Here is a 16,962-nt window from a genome sequence, read left to right as displayed (position 1 = left end):
TCACTCCGAGAAGACAGGCAGGTGGCGGCCGTCGGGCAGGGGTAGCCAGTCGAGGCGGACGGGCAGGTCGCAGGCCCAGTCGGCATCGCCGACCAGGTGGGTGAGCAGGATGGGCCCTTCGGCCAGCCGTACCCTGGCCAGGACGTAGGGCGGGTCGAACCCGGCGGCGGGGGCGCGGTGCACGACGGTGAAGGAGTCCACCACGCCCCGCCCGGACGCTTGCACGAAGTCCACCTCGCCGCCGCCGCAGGCGGTGCACAGCACGCGCGGGTAGTGCTGGTGCCTCTCGCAGGTACGGCAGAACTGGATGAGCAGGCGCCGCTCGCGCGTCGCCTCCCAGAAGTCGTTCACCGGTCCACCCCCAGGATGACGGTGGCGTGCGCGGACAGGATGCCGCCGGTGCCGTGGGCGAGCGCGACCTCGGCGCCCGGCACCTGGCGCGGCCCGCACTCGCCGCGCAGCTGCCGGACCGCCTCGACCAGCAGAAGCAGGCCGTACTGCCCGGGGTGGTTGTAGGACAGGCCGCCGCCGTTGGTGTTGAGCGGGAACCCGCCGCCAGGGCGGATCCGGCCGCCCTTGAGGAAGTCGGCGGCCTCTCCCCTGCCGCAGAAGCCCAGCCCTTCGAGGCTGAGCAGCACGGTGATGGTGAAGGAGTCGTACAGCTCGGCCACGTCCACGTCATCTGCCCGCAGACCGGCCCGCGCGAACGCCTCCGCCCCCGAACGGACCGCGCCGGTCGTGGTCAGGTCGTCGGCGCCGGTCATCGAGGTGTTGGTGACGCACTCGCCGTACCCGAGGACCACGACAGGCGGCCTGGGCAGGTCGCGGGCGCGCTCCAGCGAGGTCAGCACGATCGCGCCGCCGCCGTCGGTGACCAGGCAGGCGTCGGCGGTGGTCAGCGGGGCGGAGACCATCGGCGCGGCCAGCACCTCCTCGACGGTCAGCGGCCCCGCGCCGTACCGGTAGGCGCTGGGGTTGAGCAGCGCCCATTCCCGAGCGGCGACCGCCACCTCCGCGAGCGCCTCACGTCCCGCGCCGAAGGTGTGCAGGTAGCGCTGGGCGGCCATCGCGTAGTACGAGAACGGGTAGAGCGGGCCGTACGGCGCCTCGTAGACGGCCTCGGGCGTGTGATCCTCGACCACTCCGGCCAGCGAGCGGGAGCGGGCCGAACGCTGGTTGGAGCCGTAGGAGATGACGACGGTCCCGCACTGCCCGGCCTCGATGGCCTGGACGGCGCGCGCGACGTACATCTCGAACGCGCATCCCCCGGCGAAGGTGGAGTCGGTCCAGACCGGCTGGAGGCCGAGGTAGTCGGCGACCTGGGTGGCGGAGAAGCGGGACACGCCGCAGGTGGCCAGCCCGTCCACGTCCTTGAGCGCCAGTCCGGCGTCGGCCAGTGCGCGGGTGATGGCCTGGGCCTGCAGGCTCAGGACGGAGTGGCCGGTGATCCCGAGGTCGGACTCGGCGGCTCCGGCGATCGCGACGGTCATGGGTCGCTCACCTCGGCCGTGCCGGTGGCGGCCACCCTGTCGCCGACGAGCACCTGCTGCTCGATCGTGGTGCGCTTGCCGTCCACCCGCGTGACGGCGCCGGTCACCCGGACGGTGTCGCCCGCGAGGACCATCGAGACCAGCCGGTAGCGCAGCCGGGTGAGCCGGGCGTCGGGTCCTGCCCAGTCCTGGGCGTGCTCCGCCATGAGCGCGCCGAGCAGCTGCCCGTCCACGACCGGCCGGTCGAGGCCGTGTTCGGCGAGGTAGGCGGGCTCGTAGTGGAGCCGGTGCCAGTCCCAGGTGGCCCCGGCGTAGGCCACGAGGTCGGCCGCCTCCAGGGTGCGTTCGAGGTCGATCATGCGGGCCTCACGTAGATGAGCGTCTCGTCGTTGACGGCGAGCAGCTCTCCGTGCTGGTTGGTGTAGGTGGCGCGGGAGAGCACGAAGACCTTCCCCGCCTTCTCGGTGACGTCCTGGATGCGCCAGGTGGCGGTGATCACGTCGTCGGGGTGCACGGGCTGGTGGAAGGTGTAGTCGTTGCCGCCGCGCACCAACCGGGCGCCGGGCACCTCGATCCTCCAGGAGTGTCCGGCGTAGCCGTCCTCGTCACGCGGCAGGTTGGCGTACTGGTTCGTCTCGCAGATCAGCGTCGGCGGGGCGACGACGTCCCGGTAGCCGTGCGCCCTGGCGTACTCCGGGTCGGTGTAGAGCGGGTTGTCGTCGCCTACGGCGAGCGCGAAGTAGCGAATGGCCGCCCGGCCGAGGGCTTCAGGAGCGGTGTAGGCGACCTCGCGGCCGATCAGCTCCTTCACCGGAACACCGCCACGGGCACGACCTCGATGAGGAACTCCGGCCGCAGCAGGGCCGAGCAGACCACCGAGGTGAGCGCGACCTCGCCGAAGTAGCGGGCCCGCAGGTCCGCCAGCCCGGGGTAGACCGACACGCCCTCCGGGGTGACGTACTCGATCAGCCGGACGACGTCGCGCCCGGTCAGCCCGGCTTCGCGCAGCACGGCGGCGATGGCGGCGTAGGTGTACTCCGCCTGCGCCGCCAGGTCACCGTCGAAGATCGCCTTCTGGGTGGCGGGTTCGAGCGCGCCGAAGCCCGACATGAACAGCGTGTCACCCGCGGCGACCCCCGGTTTGTAGGTGAGCGTCTCGTAGCGGGCCCACCCTGGGTTCACCGTGCGCAGGGGCGCGGTGGAGGCGATGGCGTCCAGGGAGACCATCGCGCCGGGGAGCACCGGCCGGTCGACGAGGATGCCCGCCGCGCCGGGGAAGACCGGCCGCCCGTCGCTGCCGGTGCCGCCGAGCAGTTCCCTTCTGGGCCTTCCGCAGCGGGGGTAGTCGGCTCGGGTGCTCGTGGCGGTGTAGTCGATGGTCCGCACCAGCGTCTGCGGGCCGAGCCCGGCCGCCTTGAGCAGGTCGGCGGCGCGTTCCAGGCAGTAGCGGTACTGCGCGCGGAAGTCGCCGGGATGCACCGGGCCATGGGCGTCGCACGGGTGGATGCTCGGGAGGTAGACGATGCCGTCGGCGATGCGCAGCGTGCCCCGGTGCGGGCCGGTGTCCTCGTGGGCGATGACGAGCTCGCCGCCGCCGGGGTGGGCGGTCAGCTCCACGGCGTACGGCTCGCCGCCGGGCAGGGCCTCGACCGCCACGGTCGCCACCGGTACGGCGTGGCCGCCCAGCAGGTCGTGCCGGAGGGCGGTCAACTCGGGCGTGTCGCCGGTGACGTACTCCACGACGTGCACCAGATCGGTGGGCGCAAGCCCGGCGGCGCGCAGCGCGGCACCGGCCTGGGGATATCCGGGAACGGCGGGCAGGTAGACGGTCACGAGGATGCCTCCAGTGCGGTCATCAAGGCGGTGAGCGTGGGCTGTTCGGGCAGCACAGCGCTGAGAGTGAGGAGGGTGTCGGCCCGGTCTCCGAGGTTGGCCCGCGCCTTGCGGCGCACCAGTTCGCCGATCCCCGGGTCTCCGGGTCCTCCCCCACTGCGGTCGACGGCGGCGGTGACGCGCGTGCCGTCGGCCAGCAGCGCGCTCACCCGGCCCGGCTGGTCGGCCGCCGCGCAGGGAAAGTCGACCGGCTGATGCCTGATCCGGGCCGCCAGCGCGGTCACCTCCGGCCGGTCCAGGCGATCGAAGGCGGTCACGGTCAGCTCGCCGTCCAGCAGCACCACGGCCAGGCACCAGGGAAGGGAGAACTTGGCCGCGTAGGCGGACGCCGGGCGGTCCTTGCCGGGGCCGCAGACGAACTGCGCGGCGTCCGGGTGGATCTCGACGACGACGTCAGTCACGTCTCTGCCGTCGATCATGGCCCGTAGCTCCGCACCGGCGTCCAGCGCGGCATGGCTGAGCTGGCAGACCGGGTACGGCTTGACCGTGATCCGCGTCAACTCCCAGTCCGCGCCGAGCCCGGCGAGGACGGCCCGCGTTTCCACCCGCCGGTCGGCGTGCACGGCGTACAGCCCGTAGGCGCCTTCGAAGACGCTGGCCGGGCCGGTCGCGCCCGCCGCGGCCAGCCGCGCGGCCAGGATGCCGGCCTGGGCCGCGAAGCCGGGGTGGAGCTGCTTGGTGGCGGCGCCGGTGTTGACGAACTCCAGCAGCCCGCCCGCCTGGCTCCCGGCGATCCCGAGCGCGTGCACGGCCTGCTCAGGGGTGAGCCGGTAGAGCCGCGAGGCGGCCAGCGCCGCCGCGAACACCCCGCAGACCGAGGTGGCGTGCAGTCCGCGCGCGTGGAACCCGTGCGGTACGGCGGCGCCCAACCGGCAGACCGTCTCCAGCCCGATCACGAGCGCGGCCAGCGCCTCGGCTCCGCCGGCCCCGGTCTCCTCCCCCACAGCCAGCACCGCGGGCAGCACCGGAGCCGTCGCGTGGACCAGGCCTCCGGCGTGCGTGTCGTCGAAGTCCAGGGCGTGGATGAGCGTGCCGTTGGCCAGGGCGGCGGCCGGGGCGCCGATCTTGCCAGGCGACCCGATGACCGTGGCCTCGGGCGGCCCGCCCAGCCCGCGCGCCACGGCGACGGCGGGCCCGGCGGCCTCGAGGCGAGTCGCCGCGACAGCCGTGCCGAGCGCGTCGAGCAGATGCCGCAGGGCGGCCTCGCCCACCTCTTCGGGCACCTCCAGCGGCGCAGTGCCCCACGAGGCGAGCTCTTCGGCGATCATCGCGGCTCCCCGAAGGCGCCCGACCGGCGCAGCTGCGCGACCTTGGCCTCGCCGTAGCCCAGCAGATCGCCGAGGACGTAGCCGGCGTCCTCGTCGCGACGGGGAGCGCGGCGGTAGGCGGGCGCGCGCTCCCCGACCCTGACGGGGGAGGCCAGGTTCCTGAGCTTTCCGAAGGCGGGGTGCTCGGTCTCCACGACCAGGTCCCTGGCCGCGGTGTGCGGCTCGGCCAGGGCCTGCGCGACGGTGTTGATCGGCCCGCACGGGACTCCCGCGGGGGTGAGAAGCGACAGCCAGTGCTCTGCCGTACCAGCCCGGAAGATCTCCTCCAGCAACGGCAGCAGCTCGCCGGCGCGCTCGCGCCGCAGGGAGAAGGTGGCGTACGGCGAGCCGGGCTCCGCCCATTCCGGATGACCGACGACGGGGGCGAGTCGCTGCCAGAACTTCTCCTTGGCGCAGCCGACCACGATCCAGCCGTCGGAGGTCTCGAACGCCTGGAAGGGCACCAGCGAGGGGTGCGCCGAATGCCGGGTGCGGGCCGGGCTGTAGCCCTCGTTGAGATGCCACACCCCCGGATAGGTCAGCAGCGAGATCGCGGTGTCGTAGAGCGACAGGTCGCAGTCCATGCCGACCCCGTCGCGCCGGGCCGCATGCAGCCCGGCGAGCAGGGCGATCGCGGCCACGAAGCCGCCGGAGTAGTCGACCATGGACAACCCCGACTTGGTGGGCGGCCCGTCGGGCTCGCCGGTGACGTCCATCCAGCCGGCCAGTCCCTGGAGGATGTAGTCGTAGCCGGGCTCGGTGGCCCGAGGCCCGGTCATGCCGAACCCGGTCAGCGAGCAGCACACGATCTTCGGGTTCAGGTGCCTGAGCGCGTCGTAGGTGATGCCGATCTTCTGCGGGACGTCGCCGCGCAGGTTGGAGTAGACGGCGTCGGCCCCGCGCACCAGATCCTCGAACACCTCCCTGCCTCCGGTGGTGGACAGGTCCAGCGAGACCGAGCGTTTGTTGCGGTTGAAGGCCTCGAAGAACAGCGAGTCCTCCCCCTCGGCGTAGGGCGGGACGTATCGGCCGACGTCTCCGCCCGACCGGGGCTCCTCGATCTTGATGACCTCGGCGCCCAGGTCAGCCAGATGCAGCGAGCCGAACGGCCCCGCGCCGTACTGCTCCAGGCTGATGATCCGCACGTCCTGCAGGGGTCTCATGTCAGGTCTCCGATGAGCTCGATGATCCGGTCCTGCGCGAGGCGGGTCTCCTCCGCGGCGACGCCGTGGGTCGGCGGGGTGAGCTTGATCGCGTCGGCCAGTCCGCCGTAGGCGGAGAGCTTGTCGCGGACCTGTTCGGCCGTGCCGGACAGGGTGAGCAGCTCCACCATCCGCTCGGGTACGGCTTCGGCCAGGTCGTCGGCGCCTGCGCCGCGCCGGAACAGTTCGACCACCCGGGCCTGCTCCTCGGCCAGCCCATGGAAGGCAAAGAAGTCGGCGTATGTCCTGACCGAGGCGTAGAAGCCGACCAGCCCGGCCGCCCTGCGGTAGGCGACCGCCGGGTCGTCGTCGATGGAGCAGCAGGCCGAGACCACGACCTCGAAGCCCGGCCGCGGATCGAGCTGCGGAAGCAGCTGCTCACGCAGGTAGGCGGGCGAGCAGAGCTCGTGGGAGATCCACCCGTCGCCTATCTCGCCCGCCAGCCGGGTCATCGCGGGACCCACCGCGGCCAGGTAGATCGGAATCCGGCCGCGCTCGACAGGGAAGGGCCGCTGGTAGCCGCGGATCCGCATTCCCGGCGCTTCGATGGGCGCACCCGTCCGGCAGTTCGCGGTGAACTCCCGGATGGCCGTCACGGTGTCCCGCATGCCTTTGACCGGCTTGTCCCAGGTCACCCCGTGCCAGTCCTCGTTGAGCCTGCGCACCCCCGACCCCAGCCCGAGCACGAACCGGCCGCCGGACAGCTCATCCAGGTCGAGCGCCTCCAGCGCGGTGGTCATGGGGCTGCGGGTGAAGGCCAGCGCGATCGCCGTGCCGATCCGCGCCTCGGTCGTCGCCCCGGCCAGGACCGCGGCGGTCACCGTGGCACTGCGGTGCAGCTCGGGAACCCACAACGTGTCAGCCCCCGCCTCCTCCGCGGCGCGAGCCGCCGAGACGAGCTCGTTCAGCGTCTCGCCCCAGGGACCGTAGGTGAGGCGCATCAGAGCGTCAGCTCGCCGGTCTTGGCGACGGGGAAGTAACCCTTGTCCTGCGGGGCGTCGCGACGGTAGACCATCACGCTGCGCCGCCAGGACATGATCTCGTCCCCGTCCTGGTTCAGCCCGCGGGTGCGGCAGGTGACGATTCCGGCATAGGGCCGCGACTGCGACTCGCGCTTGTCCGCCACGATCGACTCGGCGTAGAGCGTGTCGCCCACGAAGACCGGGTGGGTGAGCCGGATCTCGTCCCAGCCCAGGTTCATGATCGCGTTCTGGCTGGTGTCGGCGACCGAGATGCCCAGGATGACCGCGACCGAGAGCCCGGAGTTGACGATCATCTTCCCGTACGGCGCGCGGGCCGCGAAGTCGGCGTTGAAGTGGTTCTGGTTGGTGTTCATCGTCAGGAGCGTGAACCAGGTGTTGTCGGCCTCGCTGATCGTGCGGCCGAGTGCGTGCTGGTAGACGTCCCCGATCTCGAAGTCCTCGTAGTAGCGGCCCGCTGAGGCCTCGTGCAGCGTCACGTCGTTCCCTTTCGCCGGGACAAGCTCGGTGCTACTTTCCATTTTGAGGAACACTGTTTCAGATTGGGAAGGCCCGAGTGACGAATCCCTCATACCGAGCTCTCGCCCTGCAGACCGTCACCCACTCGGTAACCGGCCTGTCGGTGCCGGATGCCCGCGCCGCCATCGGTGCCGCCATCGCCAGGATCGGGGCCCAGATTCGCGCCTCCCGCGCGTGGATCGGCCCGGATCTGCGCCTGGTCGTGCTTCCCGAGTACGCGCTGACCGGTTTCCCGATGGGCGAGCCGATTCCCGGCTGGCGGGACAAGGCGGCCCTCGCCCCCGGCGGCCCCGAGTACGCGGCGCTCGCCGCGATCGCCCAGGACCAGAGCGTCCACCTCGTGGTCAACGCCTACGAGAGCGACCAGCACTTCCCCGACCTCTACTTCCAGGCGTGCGTGATCCTGGACCCGTCCGGAGAGGTCGTGCTGCGCGCGCGGCGGCTCTACTCGATGTACTCGCCCACGCCCTACGACGTGTGGACCCGTTACCTGGACGCCTACGGCACGGAGGCCGTGCTGCCGGTGGCTCGCACTCCGATCGGCAACCTCGCCGCCTTGTCCTCGGAGGAGATCCTCTATCCGGAGCTGGCCCGCTCACTGGCCCTGCGCGGCGCCGAGATCCTCTGCCACCCCACCTCCGAGGCGTCGAGCCCGCAGCTCACCCCCAAGGCCATCGCGCGCCGAGCCCGAGCCGTCGAGAACCTCGCCTATGTCGTCTCCGCCAACAGCGGCGGGCTCACCGGCATCCCCATCCCCTCCGACTCGACCAACGGCGGCTCCGAACTGATCGACTTCGAGGGCCGGGTGCTCGCCCAGGCGGGCGCCGGCGAAAGCCTGGTGGCCGCCGCCGAGCTCGACCTCGAAGCGCTCCGCCGCCACCGTGCGCGACCGGGCATGGGCAACCTGCTGGCCCGCGCCAAACCGGCGCTCTGGGCGCGAGAGTACGGCAGGCACGAGGGAGAGCAGCCGGACGAGCTGGGCGATGCCGTACCGGAGAGGGCCTGGTTCGCCCAACGCCAGCGCGCGACGATCGAGCGGCTGCGCAAGGCAGGGGTGATCACGTGACCCACCAGGTCCGCGATCCCCGCACCGGCGCGGTCGAGCGCGACCTGCGCCCGATGGATGCGGCCGAGCTCGCGCGGACGGCCGACCGCCTGCGCGCCGCCCAGCCCGGCTGGGCGGCGCTCTCACCGGAGGCTCGCGGGGCGGCGTTGCTGGCCTGGCGGAAGGAGATCGCCGCCGCCGAGACGACCCTGCTCTCCGCGCTGATCGCCGACACCGGGCGGCACGCGGAGTCGGTCATGGAGGTGCGCAGCGTTCTCGGCATGCTGGAGCGCTGGACCGCCCTGGCGCCCGCGCTCCTGACGCCAGGGGCTCCGCTGCCGGCGGCCGTACCAGGCGTCGAGATCTGCCAGACCCTGGTTCCCTACCAGCTGACCGGCGTCATCAGCCCCTGGAACTTCCCATTGCTCCTCGGGCTGATCGACGCCATCCCGGCGCTGGGCGCGGGCAGCGCCGTCCTGGCCAAGCCCAGCGAGGTGACGCCGCGCTTCATCGCACCGCTCATGGAGACCGTACGGCGGGTGCCCGCGCTCGCCGAGGTCCTGGCCCTCGTCGAGGGCGACGGCGCGACCGGCGCGGAGCTGGTCGGGCTGGTCGACGTGCTGGCCTTCACCGGCAGCGTGCCCACGGGCCGTGCGGTCGGAGCCGCCGCGGCGGCAGCCTTCATCCCCGTCTTCCTGGAGCTCGGCGGCAAGGATCCGGCCATCGTGCTGGCAGGCTCCGACCTGGAGCGGGCCAGCTCGGCCATCCTCTGGGGCGCGACCGCCAACGCCGGACAGTCGTGCCTGTCGATCGAGCGCGTCTACGTCGAAGAGCCGGCCTTCGAGCAGTTCGCCGACCTCCTCACCGCCAAGGCCCAGCGGCTACGGCTGGCCAGGCCGGGGCCGGCTGACGGCGAGATCGGCCCGCTGATCGACCCGGGCCAGGCCCTGGTCATCGAACGCCACCTGGACGACGCCTTCGCCAAGGGAGCCGTCGCCCGTTGCGGCGGGGCCGTCGAGACTCTGGACGGCGGCCGCTGGTGCAAACCCACTGTGCTCACCGAAGTGGACCACAGCATGCTGGTCATGACGGAAGAGACGTTCGGCCCGATCATCCCCGTCATGCCAGCCTCGGACGCGCGGCACGCCGTGCACCTGGCCAACGACTCTTCCTTCGGGTTGTCGGCGGCTGTCTTCGCCCGCGACCTCGACACTGCCCGGGCTGTCGGGGCACAGCTCCAGGCCGGCGCGGTGAGCGTCAACAACGCGGCCCTCACCGCGTTCGTCCACGACGGAACGAAGAACTCCTTCAAGTTCTCGGGCCTGGGTGGCTCCCGGATGGGTCCGGCCTCGCTGTTCCGCTTCGTCCGGCACCAGGCTCAGCTCATCAACCGATCATCCGCCCCCGACCCCTGGTGGCATTGAGGCGGGCAACAGCCGTGTCAGGGTCCATCACGAGCTGGGCGGTGGCCAGCGCCGGGACCACGTCGGCGTGCGGGACGCCGAGCCGGACGTTGTCCTCGCAGGTGAGCGCATGTCAGTACCTCGGGTTGCTGCTCGCCGCCGGGGACATCATCCAGCTCGCCAGGTGGGACGCGCCTCGCACCCATCCAAGAAACGGATGGCTGCGAATGGACCATATGCGGTTGGTGGCAGTGGCGGGAGGACGCATGCGATCGAACCCGGATTCTGAGCGGGAAAGTAGCCGGTCCGACCATGGCCGGCGGCCGGAGTTGGAGGTGTTGCTGGGCCGGGTGGCCCGTGGTGACCGCTCCAGCTTCGAGCGGGTGTACGACCTGGTGGCCGCGCGGGTGTTCGGCATGGTGGTGCGGGTGCTGCGTGATCGCGCCCAGAGCGAGGAAGTGGCCCAGGACGTGCTGGTGGAGGTATGGCGCAGCGCCGCCCGTTACGAGCCGTCCCGTGGATCGGCCATGGCGTGGGTGATGACGATCGCGCATCGCCGGGCGATTGACCGGGTGCGTTCGGCCGGTGCCGGCGCCGAGCGGGAGGATCGGGTGGCGCGCATGGACGTGCGCAGGCCGTTCGACGAGGTGGCCGAGGCGGTGGAAGGCAACCTGGAACGCGAACGGCTGCGCCGCTGTCTGGCCGGGTTGACGGAACTGCAACGCGAGTCGGTGACCTTCGCCTACTTCGGCGGCTACTCCTATCGTGAGGTCGCCGAGCTGCTGAAGGTGCCGCTCGGCACCATCAAGGCCCGCATGCGCGACGGCTTGATCCGGTTGCGCGACTGCCTGGGGGTGGAGCGATGAACGGAGAGCTGAACACGAGGCAGGACGTGCACATGCTGGCGGGCGCGTACGCGCTGGACGCTATCGATGACGAGATGGAACGGCGGCGTTTCGAGGCGCATTTGGACGGCTGCCCCTCCTGCGCCCAGGAGGTGGCGGGGTTGGCCGAGACCGCCGCCCGCCTCGGCCAGGCCACGGCCGCCACGCCGCCGCCCGAGCTGAAGGGCAGAGTGCTGGCCGAGATCGGCCAGGTCAGGCAGCTGGCCCCGACCGTGGCTCGGCCTCAGGGATCTCGACGCGCGAGTGCCGACCGGAAGGTGGGGGCGCGGGTCGCCGCCGCGATGGCGGCGGTAGGGCTGGTCGCGGCGGCTGTCCTCGGCGTGCTCGCCTACCGGGCCCACACCGAGCTGGAGGAGCTGCGCAGCGCCAACCGCCAGGTCGCGGCGGTGCTGGCGGCCCCGGACGCCCGGCTCGCCGGCACGACCGAGCGGCGGGGTGTCGAGGGGACAGTGGTGCTCTCCCGCTCGGCCGGCCGCATGGTCTTCCTCGCCTCGGGGCTGCAGCCGTTGCCCGACGACAAGACCTACCAGCTGTGGCAGCTCACCCCCGGGCGGGCGCATCCGGCCGGGCTTTTGCGGCCCGACGAGGACGGTTACACCGCACCCGCGCTGGCCGTGTCGGTGCCGGGAGCCACGGCCGTCGGACTGACCGTCGAGCCGGCAGGAGGTTCGGCTGCGCCGACCACCGCTCCGCTGCTGGTGATGGAGATGCCGACCGGCTGAGAAAGTCGCACCCGTCCGGTCGCGGACCGGCTCCGAATCCCTCATGTGACAGGTAAGAGGAACGCGAGAGCGGCCGCGGCGGCGGGCGGACTGGTGTCCGCCGCCGCGGCACTGTCGGCCGGCGAACTCGTGGCGGCGGCGCTGCACCCGTCGGCCGGTCCGCTGGTGGCGGCAGGGTCGGCGTTCATCGATCTGACGCCGGGCTGGCTGAAGGATTTCGCGATCAGGACGTTCGGCGAGCGGGACAAGGACGTCCTGCTCGCCGGGCTGACGCTTGCGGTGGCGGCCTTCGCCGCGCTCGCGGGGGTGCTCGCTCCGTTCCGGCCGTACCTCGCTTTCGGCGGCATGGTGACGCTGGGCGCCCTGGCCGGCCTGGCCGCGCTGACCCGGCCTGGAGCCGACTGGCTGCACGTGCTGCCCTCGCTGACGGCGACCGCGGTCGGTCTGCTGACTCTCCACCTGCTCCGAAGGGCGTGGCTGCGCGCCTTCGCCGGAGGCGCCGTCACCGTCTGCGGCGATGGTCACGGTGATCGCGTGTCGGGTCCTGCCGACGGCACGGCCCGCAGGACGTTCCTGGTCACCGGTGGGGCCGTGCTCGGCGCGGCCGTGCTCGGCGGCGCAGGGTCGCGCGCAATCGGCGCGGCTCGTGACGCCGCCGCGGGCAGCGGCCTGCTGGTCCTGCCCGCGGCGGCCGAGCCGGCCCCGCCCCTGCCGTACGGCAGCGACCTGCGGCTGCCCGGCCTGAGCCCCTTCACCACACCCAACGCCGACTTCTACCGCGTCGACACCGCCCTGGTCGTGCCGCGCGTGCCGTACGAGAACTGGAGGCTGCGGATCCACGGCCTAGTCGACCGGCCGTTCGAGCTGACCATGGCACAGCTTCTCGCGCTGCCGCTGCTGGAGCGGGACATCACTCTCACCTGCGTCTCCAACGAGGTGGGCGGCCCCTACGTCGGCCACGCGCGCTGGCTCGGCGTCGACCTGGCCGCCCTGCTCAGGAGGGCTGGCGTGCACGTAAAAGCCGATCAGATCCTGTCCCGCTCGGCTGACGGCTGGACGTGCGGGACCCCGGTGGAGACCGTCCTGGACGGCCGTGACGCGCTGGTCGCCGTCGGCATGAACGGCCAGACGCTCTCCCCCGTGCACGGCTTTCCAGCCCGCATGATCATTCCCGGCCTGTACGGCTACGTCTCGGCCACCAAGTGGTTGACCGACATCAAACTCACCCGCTTCGGCGACGAGCAGGCCTACTGGACGCGGCGCGGCTGGGCCGATAATGCCCCGATCAAGACCGCCTCCCGCATCGAGGTGCCGGGGCCGTTCGCCAGGCTGAGCGCGGGACCCACCACCATCGCGGGCACGGCCTGGGCGCAACACCGCGGCGTGGCCGCCGTGGAGGTGCGCGTCGACGGCGGCGCCTGGCAGCAGGCCACGCTCGCCCCCTCCCCCAACCCCGACACCTGGCGGCAGTGGCACCTGCAGTGGCAAGCCACCCCCGGCGACCACCGGATCGAGGCCCGCGCCACCGACGCCACCGGCCACACCCAGCCCCAGCAGCGCGCCGAACCCTTTCCCGACGGCGCCACCGGCTGGCATTCGGTCCTGGCGACCGTCACCTGACCTTGCTCCTCAACGACCGTCCCGCAATACACACAGAGAGAAGGCAACCATGAACAAGCGTCTCCTCGCCCTGCCCGTCCTGGCCGCCGCCCTGTCGCTGGCCGCGTGCAGCAGCAACGCCGGCACCACCACCGCCGCCGACACCGCGCCCGCCCCGGCCGAGAGCTCCGCGCCGGCCAGCCAGTCGCCGACGACCTCGCAGCCGGCCATGACCGATGACGAGCCGTTCGGCGCCGCCTGCTCAGCCGTCCCCGACTCGGGTGAGGGCAGCTTCACCGGCATGGCCGACGACCCGGTGGCCACCGCCGCCTCCAACAACCCGGTGCTGTCCACCCTGGTCACCGCCGTGGGCAAGGCGGGCCTGGCCGACACGCTCAACTCCGCCGAGAACATCACCGTCTTCGCGCCCACCAACGACGCCTTCGCCAAGATCCCGAAGGAGACCCTGGACAAGGTGCTGGCCGACAAGAAGACCCTCACCAGCATCCTGACCTACCACGTGGTGCCGGGCCGCAAGACCCCCGCCGACCTGGCGAACGGCTCCTTCACCACCCTGCAGGGCGGCAAGGTGGACACCAGCAGCTCGGGAGAGACCTACGAGGTCGGCAAGGCGAACGTGGTGTGCGGCAACGTGCAGACCCGCAACGCGACCGTCTACATCATCGACACCGTGCTGATGCCCGCAAGCTGATCCCAGACGGGCCCTCGCCCGGCAGCCCCACCCGGGCATGCCGCGTGAGGGCCATCCGGTGGTGGGGCGGTCTTCTGCACCCCCTCGCGGACACCAGGGCCACTCCGCCACCCTCCACAGGATGACTGGCGGTTGCGCCGTGCGCGACCTGCATGCAGGCGGGCTGCGGACAGCGGTCCGCTTGGCCGCTTTCCGCCCAGACGCCCGGCGAGCCTAAGGAACAGGGATGTCACTCGCGTCATCAGATTCACCGCAGCCCTTCCCCGTCACCGCATTCACCGGTCCGGACGGCCGGACCGTGGTGGTCAAAGCGCTCGGCGATCTGGACTACACGTCAGCGGCGTGGTTCCGCCAGCAGATGGACACAGCGTGGGCTTCTTGATCGGCACTTGCAGCCCTTTATGATGGCGACACCGGGTGCGATGACGTCGTATCGAACGGCGCTCAGATCCGAGGACGCCATTCAATCGTGGGTAATCTGATCTGCTTTGTCTCGACCACGCAATGGCGAGAAGGCCCGATCTCGGCGTATTTTCCCGCGCCCCGCAACGGCTCCTCACACGTCGTCTGCGCTTCGGCTCGGCCAGGCGGACCAAAGAAGCAACTCTTGAGGAAGAAGCCCTTTCTTGCCCGGCGGGTACATCGACCGTCTCCCGGCCGCGACGCGCAAGGCCGTCCTGGCGGAGTTCCGCGAACGTCAGAGCGCGCCCGCGCACCCCTGACAGCGGCCGTGCAGCACCTGCCCGGCCGGGCTGAGCGCGAAGCCACAACTGGAGGCCAGGCCGGCCGCCACCGAAGCGAACTGTTCGGCGGGGATCTCCACGAGGGTGCCGCACTGATCGCACACGAGGTGATGGTGAGGCGTCCTGGCCAGGCCGAACAGGGTCTCGCCCGCGTAGTCGATGCTGTGCAGGACGCCGGAGTCGCGCATCGCCGCAACGTTCCGGTAGACCGTCGAAGTGTTGATCGTCGGCTGGACAGCGATCGCCAGTCTGCCGAGCTCCGACACGCTGAGGTGGGTCCCGGCCTGCTCCAGGATCGCGAGGATGGCCATGCGAAGACCCGTCCGGCGAAGCTTCCGGCGGAACAGGTCGTCGACCAGAGCCGCCGACGGTCCGGCACCGCTCGGCTGCGTATGCACGTGACCCAAACCGCCTCCCTAGTTGCTCCGAATACGCTATTGCAAACTACGTCCGGGTCCACGACCTGACCGCGGACGCCTATCGTGCGGCCTTCGGCCTGTTCGCCACCAAAGCTCTGTCGTCTTACGAGCACTCCGGCGCGCGCAGCGCCACGCAACGACGCATCTACCAGAGTTCACCTCGCACCCGCGACAACCTCGAACCCGGTCGTCGGCTGGCCCGCACCGGCGCGCTCAACACGCTCGCCCGCCAGATAAGCCCGCAGCGCCGTGCCGCCCAGCTGGATGACCTGCAAGCCGGTAGGGCCACCCGTGCCCGCGCCGCACGCGAAAGGCTCCGGGACGCCCTGCGCGAGCTGGGCTACTCAGAGGTCAGGGAAGGCCTGGCCACGTTGTACGGCGAGCGTCAGAGCAGTGTGAAAACACTGGCACGCCAGCTCGGCGTGGGAAAGGCCACCCTCCGCCGCGCGCTCACCGAGCACGGTGTCCCGCTGCGCGGATCCGGCGTCAACACCGACGCAGGACGCCGATCGCGCGTCGCCATGAACATCGCGCGAACGGCGGACCAGGTCGGCACCTCGGATTTGCATCAATGGCTCCGGGACCGGCGAGCGGAAGGGTGGAGCCTGAGGCGCCTGGCCGAGCAGCTCGATCGGAGCGTGCCCTGGATTCAGGCCCGGTTGGCTGACGGGAGCCCCCCATCCGTGACCTCCCTCGCCGCCCGACTTGACCGTGTCAAGCAGAATTGGGCAGGTCAAGGGAGGTAAAGCACTCGTCACTCCGCAGTGCGTTGGTGGAGCAGTCGGCTGAGGATGGCCGTCAGGTCGTGCGTCCGGCCTCGCCAGGCCACGTGATCGTCGGATCCGGCAGGTCAGGCGCCGCGTTCGCCTGATGACGATGGAGATCCCGTCCTCATCGTCGGCGGTGGACCGGTCGGCCTGTGCGCCTCGATCGCGCTGTCCCGCTTAGGCATCCCGTCCCTCCTCATGGAGCGCCACCACACCGCCTCAGCTGTCCCAAGGGCAGGGCCGGGCGCTCAGCACCATGGAGATCCTGCGCCGCTACGGGCTGGAGGAGCGCGTGGTGGCGGCCGGGGTGCCACGCGAAGAAGGCCTGCACTTTCTCTTCGGCACCTCGCTGCCACGGAGCACCGCGGCCAGCTTCCATGCGAGGTAGTCGGCGTCCTGGATGCCGCAGTTCATGCCGCGAGAGCGGCGATGTGTCAGCGATCAAGTTATTGAGCCAGATTGAGGCTTGGCTGAGCAGGTAATTGAGCCACTACTGAAGGGCACTATCAGGTTATTGAGCCAGGTCACGACGTGTGCGTGTCGCCTGGACTTGGTCATCCGTGTCCATGATCCTTCTGTTGATCCCTTCAACGGGGTTTCGGGGGATGCCGATGATGGCGCGGAGGTCGTTCCACGTGATCGACATTGCTGAGATCTTGATGCACTGGCACGCCGGTCGGACGGGGCGAGAGATCGCCGACAGTCTCGGTGTTTCACGCAACACCGTGGCCAAGTACGTCGCACCAGCTCTAGCAGAGGGCATATGCCCTGGTGGGCCGCCGGTTGCCGAGACGGAGTGGGCTGAACATGTCCGTCGGTGGTTCCCCGATCTGCAGGACGGACGACTGCGGAGGGTGAGCTGGCCGGCGATCGCCGAGCACCGGGATTACATCGTCGATCAACTCAAGCGCGGCGTCACGATGGCCACCATCCACCAGCGGCTACGCGATGAACAGGGTCTGACCTGTTCGGCGGCGTCGTTGCGGCGGTGGATCGGGGCCAATCTGCCCGAAGAGCTGCGCCGGTCGCAGGTGACGGTGCTACGGCTGGAGCCGCCTCGTCCCGGCGAGGAGGCCCAGGTCGACTACGGCAGGCTCGGGGTCTGGACGGATCCGCAATCCGGCCGCCGCCATCACATCTGGGCTTTTGCCATTGTGAGCGGACATGAGAAACCGGCTCTGTCTCACTCCACGGGGTAGCGGTTACAGCATGTGAGTTCTGGTGCGATTGGTGTTGGTCGCGGTCCTGTAACACCC

18 protein-coding genes and 1 pseudogene are annotated in these 16,962 nt (G+C 71.0%); 8 read left to right on the top strand and 11 right to left on the bottom strand.

All coding sequences use genetic code 11. From position 1 onward, the window contains the following. The 9 genes from ACFXJ8_RS35175 to ACFXJ8_RS35135 are packed head-to-tail and all read right to left on the bottom strand — an operon-like array spanning position 1 to position 7,351. Positions 1-351 carry a Zn-ribbon domain-containing OB-fold protein gene (locus tag ACFXJ8_RS35175; RefSeq protein ID WP_379648443.1) on the bottom strand — a complete coding sequence of 117 codons (351 nt, stop codon included), beginning with the start codon at positions 349-351 and terminating at the stop codon, positions 1-3. Continuing rightward, positions 348-1,490 carry an acetyl-CoA acetyltransferase gene (locus tag ACFXJ8_RS35170; RefSeq protein WP_379648441.1) on the bottom strand — a complete coding sequence of 381 codons (1,143 nt, stop codon included), beginning with the start codon at positions 1,488-1,490 and terminating at the stop codon, positions 348-350. The genes ACFXJ8_RS35175 and ACFXJ8_RS35170 overlap by 4 nt, the downstream gene beginning before the upstream one ends. After that, positions 1,487-1,849, bottom strand: coding sequence for a MaoC/PaaZ C-terminal domain-containing protein (locus ACFXJ8_RS35165; protein WP_379648440.1), 363 nt, complete (start codon positions 1,847-1,849; stop codon positions 1,487-1,489). The genes ACFXJ8_RS35170 and ACFXJ8_RS35165 overlap by 4 nt, the downstream gene beginning before the upstream one ends. Then, positions 1,846-2,301: a MaoC family dehydratase gene (locus ACFXJ8_RS35160; RefSeq protein WP_379648438.1), complete on the bottom strand. Its 456-nt coding sequence runs from the start codon at positions 2,299-2,301 to the stop codon at positions 1,846-1,848. The genes ACFXJ8_RS35165 and ACFXJ8_RS35160 overlap by 4 nt, the downstream gene beginning before the upstream one ends. Further along, a complete protein-coding gene (locus tag ACFXJ8_RS35155) occupies positions 2,298-3,323 on the bottom strand; it encodes a Rid family hydrolase (RefSeq protein ID WP_379648437.1) in 1,026 nt (341 codons plus the stop codon). The genes ACFXJ8_RS35160 and ACFXJ8_RS35155 overlap by 4 nt, the downstream gene beginning before the upstream one ends. Continuing rightward, positions 3,320-4,651, bottom strand: a complete 1,332-nt coding sequence (locus tag ACFXJ8_RS35150) for an MmgE/PrpD family protein (protein ID WP_379648435.1) — start codon at positions 4,649-4,651, stop codon at positions 3,320-3,322. The genes ACFXJ8_RS35155 and ACFXJ8_RS35150 overlap by 4 nt, the downstream gene beginning before the upstream one ends. Further along, complete coding sequence (locus ACFXJ8_RS35145) at positions 4,648-5,853, bottom strand: CaiB/BaiF CoA transferase family protein (RefSeq protein WP_379648433.1); 1,206 nt, start codon at positions 5,851-5,853, stop codon at positions 4,648-4,650. The genes ACFXJ8_RS35150 and ACFXJ8_RS35145 overlap by 4 nt, the downstream gene beginning before the upstream one ends. Next, entirely contained in the window at positions 5,850-6,833 is a 984-nt protein-coding gene (locus ACFXJ8_RS35140; RefSeq protein ID WP_379648432.1) for an LLM class flavin-dependent oxidoreductase, read from the bottom strand. The genes ACFXJ8_RS35145 and ACFXJ8_RS35140 overlap by 4 nt, the downstream gene beginning before the upstream one ends. Beyond that, positions 6,833-7,351: a MaoC family dehydratase gene (locus tag ACFXJ8_RS35135; RefSeq protein ID WP_379648430.1), complete on the bottom strand. Its 519-nt coding sequence runs from the start codon at positions 7,349-7,351 to the stop codon at positions 6,833-6,835. The genes ACFXJ8_RS35140 and ACFXJ8_RS35135 overlap by 1 nt, the downstream gene beginning before the upstream one ends. A 77-nt stretch (positions 7,352-7,428) precedes the next feature. On the opposite strand from ACFXJ8_RS35135, the gene ACFXJ8_RS35130 reads away from it, so the two are divergent. The 6 genes from ACFXJ8_RS35130 to ACFXJ8_RS35105 all read left to right on the top strand — a co-directional run bounded on the left by ACFXJ8_RS35130 (position 7,429) and on the right by ACFXJ8_RS35105 (position 13,777). Beyond that, positions 7,429-8,457 carry a nitrilase-related carbon-nitrogen hydrolase gene (locus tag ACFXJ8_RS35130; protein ID WP_379648429.1) on the top strand — a complete coding sequence of 343 codons (1,029 nt, stop codon included), beginning with the start codon at positions 7,429-7,431 and terminating at the stop codon, positions 8,455-8,457. Beyond that, positions 8,454-9,860, top strand: coding sequence for an aldehyde dehydrogenase family protein (locus ACFXJ8_RS35125; RefSeq protein WP_379648427.1), 1,407 nt, complete (start codon positions 8,454-8,456; stop codon positions 9,858-9,860). Before ACFXJ8_RS35130 ends, ACFXJ8_RS35125 begins: the two co-directional genes overlap by 4 nt. Positions 9,861-10,105: 245 nt before the next feature. Next, positions 10,106-10,705 carry an ECF RNA polymerase sigma factor SigK gene (gene sigK, locus ACFXJ8_RS35120; RefSeq protein WP_379648555.1) on the top strand — a complete coding sequence of 200 codons (600 nt, stop codon included), beginning with the start codon at positions 10,106-10,108 and terminating at the stop codon, positions 10,703-10,705. Continuing rightward, positions 10,702-11,466 (top strand): anti-sigma factor domain-containing protein, encoded by a 765-nt coding sequence (locus ACFXJ8_RS35115; RefSeq protein ID WP_379648425.1) that lies wholly within the window; start codon positions 10,702-10,704, stop codon positions 11,464-11,466. Before sigK ends, ACFXJ8_RS35115 begins: the two co-directional genes overlap by 4 nt. A gap of 45 nt (positions 11,467-11,511) precedes the next feature. Beyond that, entirely contained in the window at positions 11,512-13,086 is a 1,575-nt protein-coding gene (locus ACFXJ8_RS35110; RefSeq protein WP_379648423.1) for a molybdopterin-dependent oxidoreductase, read from the top strand. Positions 13,087-13,135: 49 nt separating this feature from the next. After that, positions 13,136-13,777, top strand: a complete 642-nt coding sequence (locus tag ACFXJ8_RS35105; protein ID WP_379648421.1) for a fasciclin domain-containing protein — start codon at positions 13,136-13,138, stop codon at positions 13,775-13,777. 697 nt (positions 13,778-14,474) lie between these two features. Here the strand turns inward: ACFXJ8_RS35105 and ACFXJ8_RS35100 are convergent. Further along, entirely contained in the window at positions 14,475-14,918 is a 444-nt protein-coding gene (locus ACFXJ8_RS35100; protein ID WP_379648419.1) for a Fur family transcriptional regulator, read from the bottom strand. Between the two features lie 914 nt (positions 14,919-15,832). On the opposite strand from ACFXJ8_RS35100, the pseudogene ACFXJ8_RS35095 reads away from it, so the two are divergent. Continuing rightward, positions 15,833-15,934: pseudogene (locus ACFXJ8_RS35095) on the top strand (FAD-dependent monooxygenase); the annotation flags it as partial. Between the two features lie 45 nt (positions 15,935-15,979). On the opposite strand, the gene ACFXJ8_RS35090 reads toward ACFXJ8_RS35095, so the two are convergent. Next, the gene (locus tag ACFXJ8_RS35090; protein ID WP_379648418.1) at positions 15,980-16,120 is read right to left on the bottom strand and encodes an FAD-dependent monooxygenase; all 141 of its coding nucleotides are present in this window, start codon (positions 16,118-16,120) and stop codon (positions 15,980-15,982) included. Positions 16,121-16,272: 152 nt separating this feature from the next. On the opposite strand from ACFXJ8_RS35090, the gene ACFXJ8_RS35085 reads away from it, so the two are divergent. After that, on the top strand, positions 16,273-16,905 hold the full coding sequence (locus ACFXJ8_RS35085) for a hypothetical protein (RefSeq protein WP_379648416.1): 633 nt from the start codon (positions 16,273-16,275) through the stop codon (positions 16,903-16,905). Positions 16,906-16,962 lie beyond the last annotated feature (57 nt).

Origin of the sequence: Nonomuraea sp. NPDC059194 (assembly GCF_042754765.1) — a bacterium.
GTDB lineage: Bacteria > Actinomycetota > Actinomycetes > Streptosporangiales > Streptosporangiaceae > Nonomuraea.
This window is presented reverse-complemented; position numbering and strand designations above follow the sequence as displayed.

Bases quoted from the DNA above. Each gene is read 5' to 3' on its own strand.
- ACFXJ8_RS35170 (WP_379648441.1), bottom strand. From the start codon at position 1,490: ATGACCGTCGCGATCGCCGGAGCCGCCGAGTCCGACCTCGGGATCACC.
- ACFXJ8_RS35165 (WP_379648440.1), bottom strand. From the start codon at position 1,849: ATGATCGACCTCGAACGCACCCTGGAGGCGGCCGACCTCGTGGCCTAC.
- ACFXJ8_RS35150 (WP_379648435.1), bottom strand. From the start codon at position 4,651: ATGATCGCCGAAGAGCTCGCCTCGTGGGGCACTGCGCCGCTGGAGGTG.
- ACFXJ8_RS35145 (WP_379648433.1), bottom strand. From the start codon at position 5,853: ATGAGACCCCTGCAGGACGTGCGGATCATCAGCCTGGAGCAGTACGGC.
- ACFXJ8_RS35140 (WP_379648432.1), bottom strand. From the start codon at position 6,833: ATGCGCCTCACCTACGGTCCCTGGGGCGAGACGCTGAACGAGCTCGTC.
- sigK (WP_379648555.1), top strand. From the start codon at position 10,106: ATGCGATCGAACCCGGATTCTGAGCGGGAAAGTAGCCGGTCCGACCAT.
- ACFXJ8_RS35115 (WP_379648425.1), top strand. From the start codon at position 10,702: ATGAACGGAGAGCTGAACACGAGGCAGGACGTGCACATGCTGGCGGGC.
- ACFXJ8_RS35105 (WP_379648421.1), top strand. From the start codon at position 13,136: ATGAACAAGCGTCTCCTCGCCCTGCCCGTCCTGGCCGCCGCCCTGTCG.
- ACFXJ8_RS35090 (WP_379648418.1), bottom strand. From the start codon at position 16,120: ATGAACTGCGGCATCCAGGACGCCGACTACCTCGCATGGAAGCTGGCC.
- ACFXJ8_RS35085 (WP_379648416.1), top strand. From the start codon at position 16,273: ATGATCCTTCTGTTGATCCCTTCAACGGGGTTTCGGGGGATGCCGATG.